Source organism: Rhodococcus sp. BS-15, from assembly GCF_000813105.1.
Taxonomy (GTDB): Bacteria; Actinomycetota; Actinomycetes; order Mycobacteriales; family Mycobacteriaceae; genus Rhodococcoides.
Genome location: NZ_BAOX01000070.1, coordinates 1 through 19,381, shown reverse-complemented (window position 1 = coordinate 19,381; position 19,381 = coordinate 1). Strand labels below are relative to the sequence as shown.

General features: G+C 65.1%; 16 protein-coding genes and 4 pseudogenes. 13 read left to right on the top strand and 7 right to left on the bottom strand.

Annotation, left to right across the window (positions count from 1 at the left end; all coding sequences use genetic code 11):
* The 11 genes and pseudogenes from RHBS_RS11075 to RHBS_RS11025 all read left to right on the top strand — a co-directional run.
* Positions 1-1,102, top strand: a 1,102-nt coding sequence (locus RHBS_RS11075) for a thiolase family protein (protein WP_145977506.1), incomplete at its 5' end; no start/stop codon positions are given.
* Positions 1,099-1,821 (top strand): enoyl-CoA hydratase/isomerase family protein, encoded by a 723-nt coding sequence (locus RHBS_RS11070; RefSeq protein ID WP_128645563.1) that lies wholly within the window; start codon positions 1,099-1,101, stop codon positions 1,819-1,821. The genes RHBS_RS11075 and RHBS_RS11070, both read left to right, overlap by 4 nt.
* Positions 1,818-2,669 carry a 3-hydroxyacyl-CoA dehydrogenase family protein gene (locus RHBS_RS11065; RefSeq protein ID WP_128645562.1) on the top strand — a complete coding sequence of 284 codons (852 nt, stop codon included), beginning with the start codon at positions 1,818-1,820 and terminating at the stop codon, positions 2,667-2,669. The genes RHBS_RS11070 and RHBS_RS11065 overlap by 4 nt, the downstream gene beginning before the upstream one ends.
* Positions 2,666-3,418: an enoyl-CoA hydratase/isomerase family protein gene (locus tag RHBS_RS11060; RefSeq protein WP_128645561.1), complete on the top strand. Its 753-nt coding sequence runs from the start codon at positions 2,666-2,668 to the stop codon at positions 3,416-3,418. Before RHBS_RS11065 ends, RHBS_RS11060 begins: the two co-directional genes overlap by 4 nt.
* Before the next feature lie 136 nt (positions 3,419-3,554).
* The gene (gene paaA, locus RHBS_RS11055; protein ID WP_094614894.1) at positions 3,555-4,502 is read left to right on the top strand and encodes a 1,2-phenylacetyl-CoA epoxidase subunit PaaA; all 948 of its coding nucleotides are present in this window, start codon (positions 3,555-3,557) and stop codon (positions 4,500-4,502) included.
* A complete protein-coding gene (gene paaB / locus RHBS_RS11050) occupies positions 4,499-4,876 on the top strand; it encodes a 1,2-phenylacetyl-CoA epoxidase subunit PaaB (protein WP_128645560.1) in 378 nt (125 codons plus the stop codon). The genes paaA and paaB overlap by 4 nt, the downstream gene beginning before the upstream one ends.
* A 28-nt stretch (positions 4,877-4,904) precedes the next feature.
* Entirely contained in the window at positions 4,905-5,822 is a 918-nt protein-coding gene (gene paaC / locus RHBS_RS11045; protein ID WP_128645559.1) for a 1,2-phenylacetyl-CoA epoxidase subunit PaaC, read from the top strand.
* On the top strand, positions 5,816-6,325 hold the full coding sequence (gene paaD / locus RHBS_RS11040) for a 1,2-phenylacetyl-CoA epoxidase subunit PaaD (RefSeq protein WP_128645564.1): 510 nt from the start codon (positions 5,816-5,818) through the stop codon (positions 6,323-6,325). The genes paaC and paaD overlap by 7 nt, the downstream gene beginning before the upstream one ends.
* Positions 6,325-7,419: a 1,2-phenylacetyl-CoA epoxidase subunit PaaE gene (paaE, locus tag RHBS_RS11035; RefSeq protein WP_128645558.1), complete on the top strand. Its 1,095-nt coding sequence runs from the start codon at positions 6,325-6,327 to the stop codon at positions 7,417-7,419. The genes paaD and paaE overlap by 1 nt, the downstream gene beginning before the upstream one ends.
* Before the next feature lie 18 nt (positions 7,420-7,437).
* Positions 7,438-8,744 (top strand): annotated as a pseudogene (gene paaK / locus RHBS_RS11030) (phenylacetate--CoA ligase PaaK).
* A gap of 1 nt (position 8,745) precedes the next feature.
* Positions 8,746-9,651, top strand: a complete 906-nt coding sequence (locus tag RHBS_RS11025) for a helix-turn-helix domain-containing protein (protein ID WP_128645557.1) — start codon at positions 8,746-8,748, stop codon at positions 9,649-9,651.
* Positions 9,652-9,681: 30 nt separating this feature from the next.
* On the opposite strand, the gene RHBS_RS32175 is transcribed toward RHBS_RS11025, so the two are convergent.
* The 7 genes and pseudogenes from RHBS_RS32175 to styD all read right to left on the bottom strand — a co-directional run bounded on the left by RHBS_RS32175 (position 9,682) and on the right by styD (position 17,587).
* The gene (locus RHBS_RS32175) at positions 9,682-10,629 is read right to left on the bottom strand and encodes a GMC family oxidoreductase (RefSeq protein ID WP_374700576.1); all 948 of its coding nucleotides are present in this window, start codon (positions 10,627-10,629) and stop codon (positions 9,682-9,684) included.
* Complete coding sequence (locus RHBS_RS30415; RefSeq protein WP_374700575.1) at positions 10,626-11,201, bottom strand: GMC family oxidoreductase; 576 nt, start codon at positions 11,199-11,201, stop codon at positions 10,626-10,628. The genes RHBS_RS32175 and RHBS_RS30415 overlap by 4 nt, the downstream gene beginning before the upstream one ends.
* 112 nt (positions 11,202-11,313) lie before the next feature.
* Entirely contained in the window at positions 11,314-11,796 is a 483-nt protein-coding gene (locus RHBS_RS11015) for a DUF5134 domain-containing protein (protein ID WP_128645556.1), read from the bottom strand.
* A 5-nt stretch (positions 11,797-11,801) separates the two neighbouring features.
* Complete coding sequence (locus tag RHBS_RS29730) at positions 11,802-13,220, bottom strand: APC family permease (protein ID WP_236745369.1); 1,419 nt, start codon at positions 13,218-13,220, stop codon at positions 11,802-11,804.
* A pseudogene (locus RHBS_RS29725) lies at positions 13,213-15,158 on the bottom strand (primary-amine oxidase). The gene RHBS_RS29730 and the pseudogene RHBS_RS29725 overlap by 8 nt, the downstream one beginning before the upstream one ends.
* 88 nt (positions 15,159-15,246) lie before the next feature.
* Positions 15,247-15,815, bottom strand: a pseudogene (locus RHBS_RS11005) (TetR/AcrR family transcriptional regulator).
* 288 nt (positions 15,816-16,103) lie between these two features.
* Positions 16,104-17,587, bottom strand: a pseudogene (gene styD, locus RHBS_RS11000) (phenylacetaldehyde dehydrogenase StyD).
* A 291-nt stretch (positions 17,588-17,878) separates the two neighbouring features.
* Between styD and RHBS_RS10995 the strand changes: the two are divergent.
* A complete protein-coding gene (locus tag RHBS_RS10995) occupies positions 17,879-18,937 on the top strand; it encodes a carbon-nitrogen hydrolase family protein (RefSeq protein ID WP_128645554.1) in 1,059 nt (352 codons plus the stop codon).
* The coding region (locus RHBS_RS10990; RefSeq protein WP_145977505.1) for a phenylacetaldoxime dehydratase family protein at positions 18,930-19,381 on the top strand (452 nt) is incomplete at its 3' end. The genes RHBS_RS10995 and RHBS_RS10990, both read left to right, overlap by 8 nt.

Genomic DNA, 19,381 nt, shown 5'->3' with positions numbered 1-19,381 from the left:
CGTCGCCGAGGCCGTCCGCCGCGCGGGCGTGCCCGTCGATCGCATCGACGAGGTCATTCTCGGTGCCGCTAACCAGGCAGGCGAGGACAATCGCGATGTGGCCAGAATGGCGGTTCTGCTCGCAGGGCTCCCCCACACGGTGCCGGGCTACACCGTCAATCGCCTGTGCGCGAGCGGACTGACCGCAGTGGCCAACGCCGCAAGCACCATTCGCAGCGGCGAGGCCGACATCATTGTCGCCGGCGGCGTCGAGTCCATGACGCGCGCGCCCTCGGTCATGGCCAAGCCGGGAACCGCCTGGGCCAAGCCCGGAGAGATCTTCGATACCTCCCTCGGCTGGCGATTCACCAATCCGACCTTCGCCTCGCACGACGCGGGGACCGATCCCAAGATCACTCTGTCGATGGGCGAAACCGCCGAAGAAGTCGCGCTCAGCGAGGGCATCACCCGCGCCGAGTCCGACGCCTTTGCCTTCCGCAGCCAGCAGCGCGCCGTCGCCGCTCAGGACGCAGGCCGCTTCGCCGACGAGATCGTGCCGGTCTCGACCAAGAACGGCGACGTCAACGAGGACGAGACACCGCGGCGCGGAACCACACTGGAGAAGCTCGGCACACTGAAGACCGTGTTCCGCAAAGACGGCATAGTCACTGCAGGCACCTCGTCGCCGTTCACCGACGGTGCGTCGGCACTGGTGGTGGCGTCCGAGGAGGCCGTGAACAAGTACGGCCTCGACGTCCGCGGCCGCATCGTCACCAGTGCGAGCGCCGGCATCGCGCCGCACATCATGGGGCTCGGTCCGGTGCCGTCCACGCAGAAGGCACTCGCTCGCGCCGGGTGGTCCGTCGACGACCTCGGTGCCGTCGAGCTCAACGAAGCCTTCGCGGCTCAGTCACTCGGCGTCATCCGCCAGTTGAAGCTGAACGAGGACATCGTCAATGCCGACGGCGGGGCGATCGCACTCGGCCACCCTCTCGGCTCGTCGGGCGCGCGAATCCTGTTGACGCTGTTGGGCCGGATGGAACGCGAGAAGGCGTCCCGCGGTCTCGCAACGCTGTGCGTCGGCGTCGGCCAGGGCGTGTCGATGTTGATCGAGGCACCGTGAACACACTCGTCGTCGAGGAACAGGCCGACCGCGTCGTCGTCACGCTGGCCCGTGAGAGGCAGCGCAATGCGATCGACGCCGAGATGATCGGTGAGTTGCACGAGGTGTGCGGGCTCGTCGAGCAGGATCCGAAGATCGTCGTTCTGACCGGTGAGGGCGAGCACTTCGCCGGGGGTGCCGACATCAACCAGCTGCGTGCCCGCACCCGCGACGACGCATTACGCGGCATCAACCGAAACCTGTTCGACCGCTTCGCCGCACTGCCCCTGCCGACGATCGCCGCGGTGCGGGGTTACGCCCTCGGCGGTGGAGCCGAACTGTCCTACGCCTGCGACATCCGCATCGCGTCGCCGACGGCCGTGTTCGGCAATCCCGAACCGGGACTGGGCATCATGGCCGCTGCCGGTGCCAGTTACCGGTTGCCGACGTTGGTGGGTGTCTCCGTCGCGAAGCAGGTTCTCCTCGGCGGCCGAACACTCGACGCCGACGCCGCCCTGCGATCCGGCCTGGTGCTGGACATTGTGGACGAGCCGTTGGCCGCCGCGCACGCGCTCGCGGATCGCATTGCGAAACAAGCACCCTTGGCGCTGACCCTGACGAAGAAGATTCTCGATGCACCCGGTTCACATCCATGGGCCGACGACATTGCGCAGGCCGTGCTGTTCGAGACCGAAGACAAACAACGCCGCATGACGGCATTTCTGGAGAAGAAGAAATGACAGTTCCCTCGAAAGTGGCTGTTGTCGGTGGCGGACGCATGGGCGCTGGGATCGCCCAGGTCTTCGCGGCCCTCGGTTCCACCGTCGTCATCGCCGAAGCAGCGGATCAGCAGGCCGCGCTCGGTCGAGTCGAGACGGGCTTGGCGCGAGCGCACGAGCGCGGCAAGCTCAGCGAGGACCCGTCGGCCATTCTCGCCCGGGTCTCCACCGTCGCGGGACCGGCCGATCTCCCCGCCGAGCTGGACTTGATCGTCGAAGCGGTGCCCGAGATTCCGTCGCTCAAGGTTGAGGTACTTGCGCTCGTCGACAAGATCGCCGGGCCCGGGACCGTCATCGCGTCGAACACGAGCTCGATCTCTATCGCCGAACTCGGCGCGACACTCAGTGATCCGAGCCGCTTCATCGGGATGCACTTCTTCAACCCTGTTCCGGCGTCGACTCTCGTCGAGATCGTGCGTGCGCCGGCGACACCCGCGGACGTAGTGGAGCGGGTACAGCAGTGGGTCTCGCTACTCGGCAAGACCGAGGTGATCGTCAACGACTCCCCCGGCTTCGCTACCTCCCGGCTCGGCGTCTGCCTGGGGCTCGAAGCCATTCGGATGTTGGAGGAAGGCGTCGCCGACGCCGAATCCATCGATCGCGCCATGGAACTCGGCTACAAGCACCCGATGGGTCCGTTGCGGTCGACCGACCTCGTCGGGTTGGACGTTCGGCTCGCGATCGCAGAACACCTGGCGTCGACGCTCGGCGACAGGTTCACTCCCCCGCAGTTGTTGCGAGACATGGTTGCTCGCGGCGATATCGGACGCAAGTCCGGTCGCGGCTTTCACGATTGGACGAACGCATGACGGTACGGTTCGACATTGCCGACGGCCTGGCGACCATCACCCTCGCTCGCCCCGAGGCGCATAACGCCCTCGACGTCGCGACGAAGGTCGCGTTGGCGGAGGCCGTTCAGAGCGCTGCCGCACCCAGCGTCCGTGCGGTGCTCATCACCGCCGAGGGCAAGAACTTCTGCGTCGGCCAGGACCTCGGTGAGCACGTCACCGCACTCGAGGCCGACCCGGCCACGGCGATGGATACCGTCGGCGAGCACTACAACCCGGTGATCAGCGGACTGGCCGCGCTCGAGGTACCGATTGTCGTCGCCATTCCCGGCGCGTGCGTCGGCGCTGGTCTCGGGATCGCACTCGCCGGGGACATCCGCGTCGCGGGCACCAAGTCCTCCTTCGCGACGGCGTTCACCGGCATCGGCTTGGCTTCCGACTCCGGTTTGAGTTTCGCTCTGGTCGAGGCACTGGGATCGAGCCGGGCCGCGGGTCTGATGTTGCTCGGCGACAAGGTCACCGCCGCGCAGGCCCTCGATTGGGGTCTGGTGCACCGCGTCGTCGACGACGCCGACGTTCTCGAGACCGCCCGCACGCTGGCCACGACGCTCGCTGCCGGTCCCACCCAGGCGTACCGGCAGGTGAAATCGCTGATCAGGAAGCCCGGACTCTCCGACGCGCTGGCTCGCGAGGCGCAGGCGCAGACCGCTCTGGGACAGACCGTCGACCACAAGGCCGCCGTCGACGCGTTCCTGAACAAGAAGAGGTAGTGCCTGCGGCAGTGGTGCGGTTGAGTGCCGCCTGGGGCACTCAACCGCACCACTGCGGCGGAGCCGCACTTGTGCCGGGGGTCACTTCGATGCATACTGGTTACCAACCGATCATTCGGTAATGAAAGTAGGACTTATGACCACGTCAAACACCCTGTCCGCCGAGTCGTTGCAGGACGGGTTCGACGAGACCATTGCCCACGAGCAGCGCGTCGAGCCTCGTGATTGGATGCCCGACGGCTACCGCAAGTCGCTCATTCGCCAGATCGCTCAGCATGCGCACTCCGAGATCATCGGAATGCAGCCGGAGGGGAACTGGCTCACCCGCGCACCGTCGCTGCGCCGCAAGGCGATCCTGATGGCCAAGGTGCAGGACGAGGCCGGCCACGGCCTCTACCTCTACTCCGCAGCGGAGACGCTCGGGGCGGACCGCGCCGACCTGACGGTCAAGCTCATCGAGGGCAAGCAGAAGTACTCCTCGATCTTCAACTACCCCACCCTGACCTATGCCGACGTGGGCACCATCGGCTGGCTCGTCGACGGCGCAGCGATCTGCAATCAGGTTCCCCTGTGCCGCAGCAGCTTCGGGCCGTACGCGCGCGCGATGATCCGCGTCTGCAAGGAAGAGTCCTTCCACCAGCGCCAGGGGTACGAACTGCTCGCGACGATGATGCGCGGCACCGACGAACAGCGCGCCATGGTTCAGGAATCCGTCAACCGCTGGTGGTGGCCTGCACTGATGATGTTCGGCCCGCCGGACGACGAGTCCCCCAACACCGAGCAGTCGATGAAGTGGGGCATCAAGCGCCACACCAACGACGAACTGCGCCAACGCTTCGTCGACATGTCGATCCCGCAGGCGAAGGCACTCGGAGTCACGTTCCCCGACCCGGACCTGAAGTGGAACGAGGAGCGCAAGTCGCACGATTTCGGCGAGCCCGACTGGTCCGAGTTCATGCAGGTGATCAAGGGCAACGGAGCCTCCAACGTCGAGCGCATCGCGAACCGCCGCGCAGCGCACGACGGCGGTGCCTGGGTCCGTGAGGCCGCCACCGCATTTGCCGAAAGGAACGCAGCATCATGACACGCCCTGAAGAAGCCCAGTTCACCGCAGAGGGCGGCCACGGCGCGGTTCCCACCGAGAACGTGCCGGTCGAGCCGAAAAGAGAAGCAGTCAAGGCAGATTGGCCGCTGTACGAGGTGTTCCTGCGCGGTAAGCGCGGCCTGAACCACGTGCATGTCGGATCACTGCACGCCGCCGACGACCACATGGCACTGCGGCACGCGCGCGACGTCTACACCCGACGAAACGAGGGCGTCAGCATCTGGGTGGTTCCGTCGAACTCGGTCGTCGCGTCGTCGCCGTCGGAGAAGGATCCGTTCTTCGCGCCGAGCGGCGACAAGGTGTACCGCCACCCGACGTTCTACGAGATCCCCGACAACGTCCCCCACATGTGAAACCGATTCTTCAAGAGGACAAGCACTCATGACTGATCACGACAACGCCTACGAGGGTCTCGTCGACGAGGATTCGCACGGGCAGTGGGCATTCGGGACGAGTTTCGACGACCCGCTCGCCGGTGTCGACACCACCGTCCCCGACGACGTCGACCTGAAAGCCCTTGCCGCGTACTGCCTCATGCTCGGTGACGACGCGCTGATCAGCTCACAGCGCCTGGCCGAGTGGAGCACGCGCGCACCGGAACTCGAAGAGGAAGTGGCGCTGGCCAACGTCGGTCTCGATCTCCTCGGGCAGGCCCGCCTGCTGCTGGCCCGCGCCGCCAAGGCCGACCCGACGGTCGTGCCGTTCATCTCGGACACCTCGCCCGCACCGTCGGAGGATGCACTGTCGTTCTTCCGTGACGAAGCGGACTTCCGCAACTTACGGCTCACCGAGCTCGACAACGGCGATTTTGCGAAGTCGCAGGTTCGCTTGCTGGTGTTCGCGACATGGCGGCTCGCCGTGTTCGCTCGGCTGACCGAGTCCCGCGATCCCGTTCTTGCCGCTGTTGCGAACAAGGGCGTGAAAGAGCTGACCTATCAACGTGATTACGCCGCGCGCTGGGTCGTCACCCTGGGTTGCGGAACCGACGAATCGAAGCGACGTGTCCGCGAGGCCGTGACGCAGATCTGGCCGTATGTCTCCGAACTGTTCGTTCCGACGGACGAGGAGATCGCACTCGCGAGGGTCGGCGTCGCCGTCGATCCGCGCGACGTCCGCGAGGAATTCGATTCCGTTCTGGCACAGGTGCTGCACGCAGCAGAATTGGAAGCACCCGAGGGCAAGTCCGTCGGCACCATCGGCGGACGCGGAGGCCGGCGCGGCATCCACACCGAAGCGTTCGGGCCCCTGATCGCCGAGATGCAGGTCGTGGCCAGGGCACATCCGGAGGGAGTCTGGTGACCACACTTCAACGAACGGCACGCGAGATCGCCGCCACCGTACTGGATCCCGAGATGCCACTGCTCACTCTCGACGACCTCGGCGTCCTGCGCGACGTCGAGGTCCGTGAGGACGGCAGCGTGCTCGTCACCATCACTCCGACGTATTCGGGTTGCCCGGCGATGGCGACGATGCGCGACGACATCGAGCACACACTTCGCGACCACGGCTACACCGACGTCGACATCGTCACCAGCTTGACCCCGGCCTGGAGCACCGACTGGATCTCCGAGGACGGCCTGCGCAAACTGCGCGAAACCGGTTACTCCACTCCGGGTCCGGCCCCGGCACGTACCTCCGGCCCGGTTCCGCTGACTCTCACGGTCAAGCCCCGGCAGCTCACCTGCCCCCAGTGCAGTTCCACCAACACTCGGCTCACGTCCGAGTTCGGCGCCACCCTCTGCAAAGCCCAGTACCGGTGCGACGACTGCCTCGAACCCTTCGACCACGTCAAGGAAATCTGATGACCGTCACCGCCGAACCAGTACAGAAGAACCTGCGGAACAAACCTTTTCACACGTTGACCGTCGCCGACGTCGAGTCGCTGTGCGACGACGCAGTGGCCGTCACCTTCGACGTTCCCGAGAATCTGCGTGCGGAGTTCGATTTCAAGCCGGGCCAGTCGCTGATGCTCAGTCGCACGGTCGACGGTGTGGAGCATCGTCGTTCGTACTCGATCTGTGCACCCGCCGGTGCGCGTCCCCGCGTCGGCGTGCGCGAGGTGAGCGAAGGTTTGTTCTCCTCGTGGCTCGTCCGCGATGTCAAGGCCGGCGACCGCATCGACGTCCAGGGTCCGACCGGCACCTTCCACGCCGATCCCGCGGTCGCCGGCAGGCACGTCCTCATCGCGGCCGGCTCGGGCATCACCCCGATGTTGTCGATCGCTGCTTCGGTCCTCGCCAACCCGGATGCCGAAGTTGTTCTGCTGTACGGCAATCGCCGGACGCGGACCGTGATGTTCGCCGAGGAGATCGCCGATCTCAAGGACCAGTACGGGAGCCGATTCGACGTCATCCATGTGCTGTCCAGGGAGCCTCGCGAGGTCGAACTGTTCAGCGGAAGACTCGACGCCGAGCGGTTGCGCGAAATACTCGACACCGTCGTCGCGACGCCGGACATCGACCATTTCTGGCTGTGCGGCCCGTTCGGGATGGTCACCGATGCCCAGCAGGTCCTCGCAGACCTGGGCGTGGCCAAGAGCAGCGTCCACGCCGAACTGTTCTACGTCGACGACGTGCCCCCGCCTCAGGAGACGCACCGCGAGCCGGGTATCACCGGCCCCAGCAGTGAGGTCACGATCATCCTCGACGGCCGCGAGGTGAAAGGCGCACTGCCTCAGGACGAGTCGATACTCGATTCGGCCGAGCAGCTGCGCTCGGATCTGCCGTTCGCGTGCAAGGGCGGCGTGTGTGGCACGTGCCGCGCGAAGGTGACCTTCGGCGAGGTCGACATGCGTCGCAACTACGCGCTCGAGGACAACGAAGTCGACGCCGGCTTCGTGCTCACCTGCCAGACCTTCCCCGTCAGCGACACCGTCACCGTCGACTTCGACGCCTGAGACCACGAGAGAGCAATCATGACCAGCGTCTTGTCCACACCGACCGACAGCCCCGACATCGAGCACGCCAGCCGCGACCGGATCGCGAACCTGCAGCTCGAGCGCCTACGGTGGTCGCTGCAGCATGCCTACGACAACGTGGCGCACTACACCAAGGCGTTCGACGACGCCGGTGTGCATCCCAGCGATCTGAAGGACCTGAGCGATCTGGCGAAGTTCCCCTTCACGTCCAAGCAGGACCTGCGGGCGAACTACCCGTTCGGCATGTTCGCCGTGCCGCAGAACCAGGTCTCGCGCATTCACGCGTCCTCGGGCACCACCGGTCGCCCCACCGTCGTCGCTACACCGCCAAAGACATCGACAACTGGGCAGATCTCATCGCCCGCAGTCTCCGCGCAGGTGGCGTCAAGCCCTCCGACAAGGTGCACGTGGCCTACGGATACGGACTCTTCACCGGCGGCCTCGGCGCACATTACGGCGCAGAACGGCTGGGCTGCACGGTCATTCCGATGTCGGGAGGCATGACCGATCGACAGATCCAACTGATCCAGGACTTCGAGCCCGACGCCATCCTGGTCACCCCGTCCTACATGCTGACGATCGTCGACGCCATGGTGAAGAAGGGGATCGATCCCGCGACGACGTCCCTGAAGACCGGAGTGTTCGGTGCCGAGCCGTGGACCGAGGAGATGCGCACCGAAATCGAGAACACTCTGGCGATGGATGCCGTCGACATCTACGGCCTGTCCGAGGTGATGGGACCGGGTGTGGCGATGGAATGCGTCGAAACCAAGGACGGACTGCACATCTGGGAGGATCATTTCTACCCGGAGATCATCGATCCGGTGACCGGCGAAGTCCTGCCCGACGGCGAGGAGGGTGAATTGGTGTTCACTTCCCTGACCAAGGAAGCGATGCCGATCGTGCGGTATCGCACCCGGGATCTGACGCGTCTGCTGCCGGGCACGGCCCGCACGATGCGTCGGATGCAGAAGGTCACCGGCCGTACCGACGACATGATCATCCTGCGCGGCGTCAACCTGTTCCCGACGCAGATCGAGGAGCTCATCCTGGGTGTTCCCGCGCTCGCACCGCAGTTCCAGTGCGTACTCGAACGGGCGGGCCGAATGGATTCCCTGACGGTGCGGGTGGAGGCCAGGCCCGATGTGCCGTCCGATCAGTACGCCGTCCTGGGCGTGACGCTGCAGAAGCTGGTCAAGAACCGGATCGGTGTGACGGTGAACGTCGACGTTTTGCCACAGGCTGCGTTGGAGCGTTCGATCGGTAAGGCCCGCAGGCTGATCGACAACCGCCCGGCCGTATGACATGAGCCCGGTGGCACAGGATTTCGAGCAATGGCGCGAGAACGTCTCGACGGCGTTCGTGCCGCTCGACGCTGTGTCCACCGGGCCGTCTCCGTTCCAGGGCACCCTGGTGTCGTCGACGTTGGGTTCGCTGCAACTGAGCGAGGTCGCGGGGCGCGAGGTGGACGTGCGCCGCACACGCGCCACCATCAAGCGTGCCGATCCCGGGTTGATCAAGGTCGGCCTGCAATTGACCGGCCGCGGCACGCTGGTCCAGAACGACCGCGAGGCCGTGCTGGAGCCGGGCGACTTCGCGGTGTACGACACCAGTGCCCCGTACGATCTGCATTTCGTCGGGGACTTCGAGATGTTCGTGGTGATGTTCCCGCGCGACGCGCTGCGCATCGATTCCCGTGAGTTGACGACTGTTGCCGCGCGTCGCATCGAGGGCGATCACGGCGTCGGCGCGTTGGTGTCGCCGTTTCTGTTCAATCTGCGCCGCAACGCGGCCGACGGAACTCTGCCGACGACGCCGATGCTGGAGAACGCCGTCCTCGATCTGCTCTGCGCCGCTCTCGACGACGCGGCTCCGCACGACGCACCGGGTTCGACACTGCTGATCGAGGCCAAGAGTCTCGTCGAGTCGCAACTGTCAGATCCCACGCTGTCGACGGCGTCGATCGCTGCGCGACTGCACATCTCGACGCGGTACCTGCAGAAACTTTTCGAGTCCGACGGTCGCACGGTGGCCGGCTGGATCAGATCCAGGAGACTCGATCGGTGTCACCGCGACCTCCGCGATCCACGTTTCGCCGCGGACACCATCGGAACCATCTGTGCGCGTCACGGTTTGATCGATTCCTCGAACTTCTCGAAGCTGTTCAAGGAGACGTACGGCATGTCGCCGCGCGAGTATCGCGTCGGGTGAGGGCACAGGTCGCCCTCACCCGAGTACGAGTCACTTCCCGAGGATCAGATCCGAGGCCCGCTCACCGACCATGATGGACGGCGCATTGGTGTTGCCCGACGGCACCGTGGGCATGATCGACGCGTCCGCCACCCACAGCCCCTCGACGCCGCGGACCCGAAGGTCTGCTCCGACAACGGCATCGGCGTCCGACTCGGCTCCCATCTTGCAGGTGCCGACCTGGTGGTGGTATGTACCGGCGGTCTGTCGGACGTAGGCCCGAAGATCGTCGCGGGTCCGCGCACTCGGTCCCGGAACCACCTCGGCCTTGCGCCACGGCGCGAACGCGTCGGATGCTCCGATCTCGCGGCAGATCTCCACCGCATCGACCATCGCTTCGAGGTCGTACGGGTCGGCCAGGATGTTCGGATCCGCCAGTGGCAGTTCACCGGGGTCCGAGGAGGCCAACCGCAGGGTCCCCCGCGAGCGGGGAGCGACGATGCCGGGTGCGATGGTGTAGCCGTTCTCGGGCACCGGGTATCCGTCTGCCGGGTACGGAATGTGCATGAACAGCGGCTGCAGATCCGGTGCAGCGCCTGCCCATCCGGTGCTGCGGGCGTACAGCTGCGCCTCGAGCAGGTTGTTGGTGCCGGCGGCGAGCGGCTCGAGTGACTCGTAGATGTTGCTCAGCAGCAAATGGTCGTGCAGGTTCTCGCCGACGCCCGGCAGGTCGACGACGGTATCGATGCCCAACTCCTCGAGGTGACCCGACGGCCCGATTCCACTGAGCATCAGCGCCTTCGGCGACCCAAGAGCGCCGCCGCACAGGATGACCTCGTGATCGGCGAATGTTCGCTGCGGCTCGGAACCACCGAGCGTGTACTCGATTCCCACAGCTCGGCCGTTCTCGAGCACCACCTTGTGCACGAGCGCTCCGGTGGTGACGGTCAGATCGGGATTGTTCAGTACCGGGCCGACGAAGCTCTTCCACGCGCTCATCCGCTCGCCGTCGCGGGTGGTGGTGTGGTTGTAGCCCGCACCACCACCTCGTCGGCGTTGAAGTCGTCGATGAGCTTGTGGCCGTGCTCGACGGCCGCATCGACGAAGGCAGCCGCCAGTGGATGCGGGGTACCCATGATGGACACCGGCAGTGGCCCGTCGCCGCCGTGGAACTCGTTGGCACCGAGCTCGTGCGACTCCGAGAGCTTGAACAGCGGCAGTACGTTCTCCCAGGCCCACCCGGCATCTCCGGTTGCGGACGCCCACGCGTCGTAGTCGCTGGAATGTCCTCGGACGTAAATCATTCCGTTGAGGGACGAGCTGCCGCCGAGTACGCGCCGGCGTGGCCAGAAGATCCGCCGATCGTTGGCATGCTTCTGCGGGGTGGTGAACAGTCCCCAGTCCTGCGATCCGCCCAGCAGCGTCGGCCAGCCCTGGGGTGAGTGGATTGCCGGATCGGTATCCACCGGTCCGGCTTCGATGACATGCACGGTGTGCCCGGCATCGACCAGCCGTCGGGCGATGACGCTTCCTGCTGATCCTGCTCCCACTACGATGTAATCCGTCGACATGCGCTGCCTCTTCCTGTTGTGACCGTCGACACAACAGTGGCCGAATCTGCGAGCACAAACATGTCGCTGCGCGCACACATTCTGGGTCAGATGCGCACCCAATCAGCTTCCGTCAGAGCACCATCGGGGCCATTCCCAGGATCATCAGCGCCGAACCTGCTGTCACTCGTCGTCCTGGCGGGTTCGTGCGCAGCAGGTGGATCGTCACGGCCATCCACCCCACCAGGAGCAGCGCGGCGATGATTCTCGGATCCGCCTCGACTCCGTGCCGGTGCCCCGTCGACACCTGCGGTTCCGCGTGGGAGTGCATGGACGGCAGCATCATCAGCAGCACGGCCATGCACGTCAGGTCCACCGCGCATGGAATAGATCGGGTTCTGTTCGGCACGTCTGCGGTGACGTGTACGGCTACCGCGACGAGGGTGAGTATCGATATCAGAGCCATGGATGGGTCGGTACCGAAGGCCACCATGGCGGCCATGACGGTGCCCATGCAGAGGTGAGCCCACCGCACCCGCCCCGTGTGCTTGCCACGTCCGAGCAGCGGGAGAACAGCACCCACCGCACCGAGCGCCATCAGCACCGTCATGACCATCGGTGTCAGACCTCCGTCGTCTCGAGAGTTCGACTCCGAGTCGCTCGCGCCGTAATTGTTCCTCCCACGAAGAATGCCACGACGACGATCAACAGCAGGGCGGCGAGCACTCCCGAACCGCCGATGAGCAGCGTGAAGTTGTCCAGCACGAGGGCGAGGATCGCCACCAACCCCACGGTTCCGAGTGCCGGGGCCACAACGGTGTGCCAGGTGCGCGTATCCACGGTCGATCGACGGAAGAACGCGATGATCGCGCCGCCGGTGAGGATCATCAGAACCAGGATGCTCACGGTGGCCAGTCCGGACATCCAGGTGAACAGTTCCAGCACCGGGTCTGCGCCTGCTGCCGCGAAGACCATGAGAACCACTCCTGCCGAGGCGGTCTGGAACAGTGATCCCATATGCGGGGAGCCGTGCCGAGAGTGGGTGCGCGCCAACATCGACGGCGCAACACCCTTGCGGGCCAGTGCGAACACGTACCGTCCGATTGCGTTGTGGAACGCGAGCAGGGCGGCGAAGAGACTGGTGACCAACATGATTTCCATGATGTCCGCCGACATCGGGCCCAAGTACTGGGCGGCAGCGGCGAAGGTCAGTCCCGCCGTATCGTCGGCAGCGGCCTGCGCGACGGACGCACTGCCGAATGCGAGCACGACGGCCCAACTCGACACCGCGTACACCAGTCCGATGGTGACGACCGCGGCATAGGTCGCGATCGGAACGGTCCGCGTGGGGTTACGCGCCTCCTCGCCGTAGATCGCGGTGGCCTCGAAGCCGATGAACGACGCGATGGCGAACATCAGGGCGATTCCCGGCGATCCGCTGAAGAAGGCCGAGGGAGTGAACGATTCGACGTCGATGCCCGCGGCACCTCCCTTGGCGAACACCGCGACCGACAGGATCACGATGATGCCGATCTCGAGCACCAGCAGTACTCCGAGCACCTTGGCACCGAGATCGATGCTGCGGTAGCCGAGCAGCGCCACGATCGCGACGAGACCGAGTGCCCACAACCACCAGGGCAGGTCGGGTCCGCCGTACTTCACGACCAGGCTGTCGACTGTCGATGCGGCGAGGCCGTAGATGCCCGCCTGAATGGCGGTGTACGTCAGCAGCGCCAGACCCGCGGCGCCGAGGCCCATGGTTCTCCCGAGCCCCTTCTCCACGTAGGCATAGAACGCGCCGGTGTCCACCATGTGTCTGCTCATGGCCGCGTAGCCGACGCTGAAGATAAGCAGGACGACTGCCGCGACGATGTAGGCGAGCGGTGCGCCCGCTCCGTTACCTGTCGCGATCATGACCGGCAGGGCACCGCCGATGGCGGTCAACGGCGCTGCAGCCGCGATGACCAGGAACACGATCCCGACGACGCCGATGGAACCGCGTAGCGCGCCTGCCGTCGAATTCGGTTGGCGCTCAGACATTCTGCTCACCGCTTTCGCAGCTCGAGGCGGTGCAATGCGCGGACGTCGTGCTAGGCACATCGAGGTGGGGTTGCGATCGAAGAATCCTGCGGGCTTCAGTTTGAAGCCGGTGTAGTCCACCGGCATGATCGGCCAGTCCTCGGGCCGCGGGAAGTGGGTGAGCCCGAAGGTGTGCCACAGCACGATGTCCTCGTCGACGAGGCTGCGATCCGATGCGACAAATGCCGGCAGACCCGCTCCACCGTGGTGCTGGTTGACGAAATCACCTGCTGCATAACGTTCGCTTCGATCGAACTGCGTCACCCAGAGATGCTTGGTGGCGAACGTGGCGCGTCGCGCGATCGACGAGTTGTCGTCGGCGAGAAGCAGCGGCTGCCCCTCGGGGTGCAGCGTGTATCCTACGGGCTTTCGGAGACGGCTCAGCGAGGTCGGATTGGTGACGTGCCAGACGCGGCCTACCGTGCCGTCGGCGATGCGTTGCGCCTCGGATTCCGTGGCGAGTGGGGTGTGTTGCAGAGCAAAGGCGTTGCCGTGCAGGTTGTCCGGGCCCATCGGTACTCGGCGGGTCTCGATCTCTTCGACGGAGTTGCCGATGCCGTCGACCATCATGTCCAGTCGCGCGCTGAACAGGTGTTGGTGGCACGGCGCTCCGAGCCCCGGGGCGATCTCTGTTGCGTACGGGTAGTCGCCGCCGGGATGCCCGGAGGTGAACACGATTCCGGTTGCCTTGACCTCGAATTCGATGGTGCCGTCGAGGTAGAGGTACCAGAAGAATCCGTAGTCGTAGTTGCCGATGGTGGTGAAGAAGGAGATCACGAGTCGGCGCTGACGACGGGTCTCCTGCGAGCCCGACCACAGATCGGTGTGCTTCCACAGCACCCCGAAATCCTCCTCGTGCATGCACACGGCGTTGGTCAGAGTTTTCGGGTTGCCGAATTCGTCGGCGATCACGGCGTCGAAGTACGTGATGTCTCCGACGCAGTCACACCCGAGCTCGAGTGAGTTCGCGTACCGACCCACCAGGTACTCACCGGTGTCGAAGTAGTTCTGCCACGACCGCACGGGCGATGGATCACCATAAGGGACAACCATTTCGGCGATCGACGCGCGATGGATGATCGGACGCACGGCACCCCCGTCCTCGAACCCGATCTGGTGCAGCACCAGACCTTCACGCACATCGAAGCCGACCCGGAACGACCACTTCTCCCAGTCGACGCGATTGCCTCGAACCGTGAAGCTCGGACCGTCGGGTTGGGTGATCTCGATGGGCTTCTGCGTGGTGCGCAGCGGGCCGGTGACGGCCAGATCGTCGAAGTTTCCCGATTCCTCCGGGATGGGAACCACACCCAGGTCGACAACCTTGTCCACCGTCCGATTCATCACGTCGACGAACGCGACCAGCCCGTCGATGGGATGGGCCCACGCGTGATCGGCGGGGTAGTCCTGCCGAAAGGCCAGGCCGCGCAGTATGCGTCGGCCGTGCTCGCCCGGGTAGTCGAACACACCTGCCGACAGGGGTGCCACTCGAACGTCGGCTACGTCCAGTCCGCGCGCGGACAGCGCGGCGAGCCAGTCCGGATCGGTGGAGAGCACCTTCTCTACGAGCTCGAATTCCTCGTCGAGCACCGGCATCTGGCCGTCACGGATGGCATCGAGGCGGGTGGAGCCGATCACGTGACGCTCGTCGAGGGAGACGAGAAGGTCGACGGCATCGGGTGTCGAGATGTCGTGCAACAGCACCCGAAAGGTGCGTCGGGTTGTCGGTTCGGTGACGTACAACTCGGCCTTGTCCGGTTCATCCAGTCCGACGTAGACGAACCTGGTTGCGGCGGTGACGAATCCGGCGGCGTCGACGATGTCTCGAACCTGCGCAATCTCGTCTTCGGTGGGCAACGACAAGGCATGGTCGATTGCGTGGGGCGTGAGGGTTGGCATGAGTGTTCCTCGAGGTCGGGTGTTGGTTCTACATACGTTGAATAACGAAGGCATGCGAGAGAGCGCGGGTCGCCCGCACAGAGGGTGGCTACAGCTGAGCTATGAAGCGGTCGAGCATCTCGAACTGCCGGTCGGCAGTGGTGTCATCGGGGGTGAGCACGCGAGAATCTGCATACCCATCATCATGTTGAGCAACATTTCGACGGCGAGATCGACATCGAAGTCGCCGGCGTCGCCTTCTGCGCGAGCCTGCTCGAGAAACTCCGCCATCCGCGCCCGCCACGACACCAAGGATCGATGGTTCGTGTCGTCCATGTGCTCGTCGTACATCGCGCGCTGCCACAGCGAGACTGCAATTCTCGCCTCGAGCAGAGTCTCTTCGGTCGTCGGCATCACTTCTCGACAGAAGATGCGGAGGGCATCGAATCCCGTTGCGTCGCCAAGAGCTTCGTCGATACGGCGATTCGTTGCCTCGAAGACGTGCTCGAATGCGGTTCGGAGAATCTCGTCCTTGCCCGCGAAGTAGTGGCTCAGCGCGCCGTTCGTGTATCCCGCCTCGGTCGCGATGTCCCGCATGTTCGCGGCATCGATCCCCTTGGCAGCGATCAAACGCCAGGTTGCCGCGGTGATCGCGCGGCGGCGTTCGTCGTGGTCCACGAGCTTCGGCACAGCCCTACGGTAGCGGCTCCCTGCTGGGACCTAGGGTTCGGGCATCGTCATCATCGCCTTCCGATCCGTTCGGACGTTGTTCTACGTCCGTTGAACTAAATCTTGCGACCTGCTCGTTACGAATCGCGTGTCCTTCCGTAAACACCGCGTTACCCCAGGTGAGCGGAACCTCGTAGCAGGGGTCGAAGTTCCGCTCACATGGGTCGTTCCGCAGGCTCCACTCCCGCTCACCTGGGGTCGTTCCGCAGGCTCCACTCCCGCTCACCTGCGTCAGCTCTACAGGACGATCGTGACAACCTTCTCCTCGGTGTTGGCCTCGATGCCGGCCCATCCCAGCTCACGGCCCGTGCCACTGGTCTTCATGCCGCCCCATGGGAGCGCGGGATCGATTGCCGCCCAACCGTTCACCCACACCGCACCGGAGCGCACCCGAGCCGCGAGAGTGTGGGCGCGCGAGACGTCGCGGGTCCAGATGCTCGCAGCGAGTCCGTATACCGTGCCGTTGGCGATGGCGATGGCCTCATCGGCCGTGTCGAACGGAATCACCGTGCCGACCGGCCCGAAGATCTCTTCCTGGGCGATCTTCATGCCGTTGTCGGCGTCGGCGAAGATCGTCGGCTCGACGAAGTACCCTGCCCCGTCGGGTCGACTGCCACCGGCCGCCACTCGGCACCGCCGTCGCGTCCGGCCTGGATGTACCCCAGCACGCTGTCGCGCTGGTTCGCGTTGACCAGTGCCCCCATCGTCGTCGACGGATCGAAGGGATCGCCCAACACCTGAGCCGACGCCGCAGCGGCCAGACCGTCGACCACCTGCGAGTACAGCGAACTGTGCACCAGCACCCGGGTACCGGCCGCACATACCTGGCCCTGATTGAAGAACAGTCCCATCGCGGCTCCGTTGATCGCCGCCTCGAGATCCGCGTCCTCGAGAATGATCTGCGGGGACTTACCGCCGAGCTCGAGAGTCGTTCGCTTGAACGTGTCGGCAGCCTTCTTCGCGATGAGCCTGCCGACCCGCGGGCTACCGGTGAAGCTGATCTTGTCGACGTCCGGGTGCCCGACCAGCGCGTCGCCGGTCACTTCTCCCAGTCCTGGAACGACATTGACGACACCACCGGGCAGACCGGCCTCGTCCATCAGACGTGCGAGATGCAGGATGGACAGTGGCGCATCCTCCGGCGGCTTGACGACGAGCGTGTTTCCCGCGGCCAGCGCGGGCGCGAGCTTCCATGCGGCGATCATCAGTGGGGTGTTCCACGGAACGATCGCGCCGATCACTCCGACGGGTTCGCGCACGGTGTACGAATGCGTCGGCTGCCCGAAGTAGCCCGCCGTGGGAATGGAACTTCCGGTGATCTTGTCGGCCCAGCCGGCGAAGTGCCGAAAAGTGGCTGCCGCATTGGGGATGTCGAGCACCGCCGGTTGCCCCACCGGCTTACCGACATCGAGGGCCTCGAGCCGCGCCAACAGATCGCCGTCGCGCTCGATCAGATCGGCAATTCGATTGAGCAGCTGTCCGCGGACCACTCCGGGCGTGGCACCCCATTCGCCACCGAGCTGGGCGCGAGCCGCACGCACCGCTGCATCGACGTCCGACGCGGTGGCCGCCGCAACCTCGGCCAGTGGCTGTTCCGTCGTGGGGTTGATGTCGGTGAACGTGCCTCCGTCGGAAGCGCCGTGCCACTGCCCCGCGATGTAGAGCTCGGTGGCGGTGTCGGTCGGCAACGTCGGTGCGGCCGATTCCTGGACTGCAGTCATGTTTGTTGGCTCCTTCTCGGGTGCCGATCGCGGCACCTGTGGCGTGTCCGGTCCAGACTGCGCCCGGACAGGCGAGGAGGTCTTGTGTGATCGCGCACACATTGTGCGGCAGATGCGCACCGCCGATCGAGCTCCACGCGTGACGATCATGTGTCCACACACGAGGCCCCGGTTACCGCAGCGTTTCGGCATCCGGGCATGCGACGGAGAGTCAATTATTCCGACACATCGAGGCCATCCATCGGCCTCTCAGCAGGCAAAACTGGTGCCCTCCCACACGAAAGGCCCGCAATGACACACCACCAGTTTCGCGCCGCAGCAGTCCAGGCCGCGCCGGTATTTCTCGATCTCGACGCGTCGATCGACAAGGCGATCGGCCTGATCGAGGACGCGGCCCGCGCCGGAGCCGAGCTCATCGCATTTCCCGAGACCTACCTGCCCGGCTACCCCTGGTACATCTGGCTCGACGCACCGGCGTGGGGATTTCAGTTCACGCAGCGCTACTTCGACAACTCACTGGAGTACGGAACACCCCAGGCCGCTCGAATTGCGCAGGCCGCCAAGGACAACCACATCATGGTTCTGATGGGCCTGAGCGAGCGATACAAGGCCAGTCTCTACATCGCCCAGTGGATCATCGACGCCGAAGGAAAGACCGTCGCGATGCGCCGCAAGCTCAAGCCGACGCACGTCGAACGCACCGTGTACGGCGAAGGTGACGGATCCGACCTGTCGGTATACGACACCGACCTCGGACGCGTCGGCGCACTGTGCTGCTGGGAGCACCTGCAACCGTTGTCGAAGTACGCGATGTACGCCCAGAACGAGCAGGTTCACATCGGTGCCTGGCCCAGCTTCTCGCTCTACACCGGCGCGGCCTATGCCCTTGGGCCCGAGGTCAACACCGCTGCCAGCCGCATCTACGCCGTCGAAGGCGGCTGCTTCGTCATCAGCCCCTGCGCGACCGTATCCCCCGAGATGATCGACATCATGTGCACCGATGACGCCAAGCGCGCGATGCTCACCGCAGGCGGCGGTCATGCCCGAATCTTCGCGCCCGACGGCCAACTGATGCACGAGCCGCTCGCACCCGACGCGGAAGGCATCGTCTACGCCGACATCGACACCAGCCTTATTTCGATCGCCAAGGCCGCCGCCGACCCGGCCGGCCACTATTCGCGTCCGGACGTGACGAGGCTCTGGCTCGACAAGACTCCCGGCGACCGCGTCGTGTCGGGTGCGCAGCCTGTCGCGAACGCACGGTACGACTTCACCGAGGACGTCGCCGCCGAGGTCCGTCTCGAGATCACCGAACAGCTCGCTCGCGACGAGGACGCAGCCCGTGTCTGAACTCGAATCCGCGATACCCGATCATCTCGTCGTTCCACGGTCGTGTCCGCGTCGCACACCCGAGGGCTACCAGCCACCCTTCCCGTCGTACGTGGCCCGCTTTCCGGTATCAACCGAACGAGTCGTGATGGGCTACTTCGGAATACAGGGCCTGCCCGACGCCTCCCCGTGGGGTGACGAAGGCCCACCCCGGACGGACCGGGCGCGATACACCGACGAAGAAGGTATCCCCACGACGGTGTTCATCGGCTACTGGGACGACACGGCGGATTTCGACGTGTGGTTCGACACCGTCGGTCAGCACTGGACGAGCACCAGAGGCCGCTTCGTCGAGATCATCAGACCGACCGTCGACCGGTACGAGACACTATTCTCGTCGGTCGGCCGGATGGAAGGCATTGCCGCACTCACCGATTCTCTCAGCGGAGAGATCGAAGAACATGC

Coding starts and splice junctions, on each gene's coding strand:
- RHBS_RS11065 (WP_128645562.1), top strand. CDS start 1,818: ATGACAGTTCCCTCGAAAGTGGCTGTTGTCGGTGGCGGACGCATGGGC.
- RHBS_RS11060 (WP_128645561.1), top strand. CDS start 2,666: ATGACGGTACGGTTCGACATTGCCGACGGCCTGGCGACCATCACCCTC.
- paaA (WP_094614894.1), top strand. CDS start 3,555: ATGACCACGTCAAACACCCTGTCCGCCGAGTCGTTGCAGGACGGGTTC.
- paaB (WP_128645560.1), top strand. CDS start 4,499: ATGACACGCCCTGAAGAAGCCCAGTTCACCGCAGAGGGCGGCCACGGC.
- paaC (WP_128645559.1), top strand. CDS start 4,905: ATGACTGATCACGACAACGCCTACGAGGGTCTCGTCGACGAGGATTCG.
- paaE (WP_128645558.1), top strand. CDS start 6,325: ATGACCGTCACCGCCGAACCAGTACAGAAGAACCTGCGGAACAAACCT.
- RHBS_RS11025 (WP_128645557.1), top strand. CDS start 8,746: ATGAGCCCGGTGGCACAGGATTTCGAGCAATGGCGCGAGAACGTCTCG.
- RHBS_RS32175 (WP_374700576.1), bottom strand. CDS start 10,629: ATGAGCGCGTGGAAGAGCTTCGTCGGCCCGGTACTGAACAATCCCGAT.
- RHBS_RS30415 (WP_374700575.1), bottom strand. CDS start 11,201: ATGTCGACGGATTACATCGTAGTGGGAGCAGGATCAGCAGGAAGCGTC.
- RHBS_RS11015 (WP_128645556.1), bottom strand. CDS start 11,796: ATGGTCATGACGGTGCTGATGGCGCTCGGTGCGGTGGGTGCTGTTCTC.
- RHBS_RS29730 (WP_236745369.1), bottom strand. CDS start 13,220: ATGTCTGAGCGCCAACCGAATTCGACGGCAGGCGCGCTACGCGGTTCC.
- RHBS_RS10995 (WP_128645554.1), top strand. CDS start 17,879: ATGACACACCACCAGTTTCGCGCCGCAGCAGTCCAGGCCGCGCCGGTA.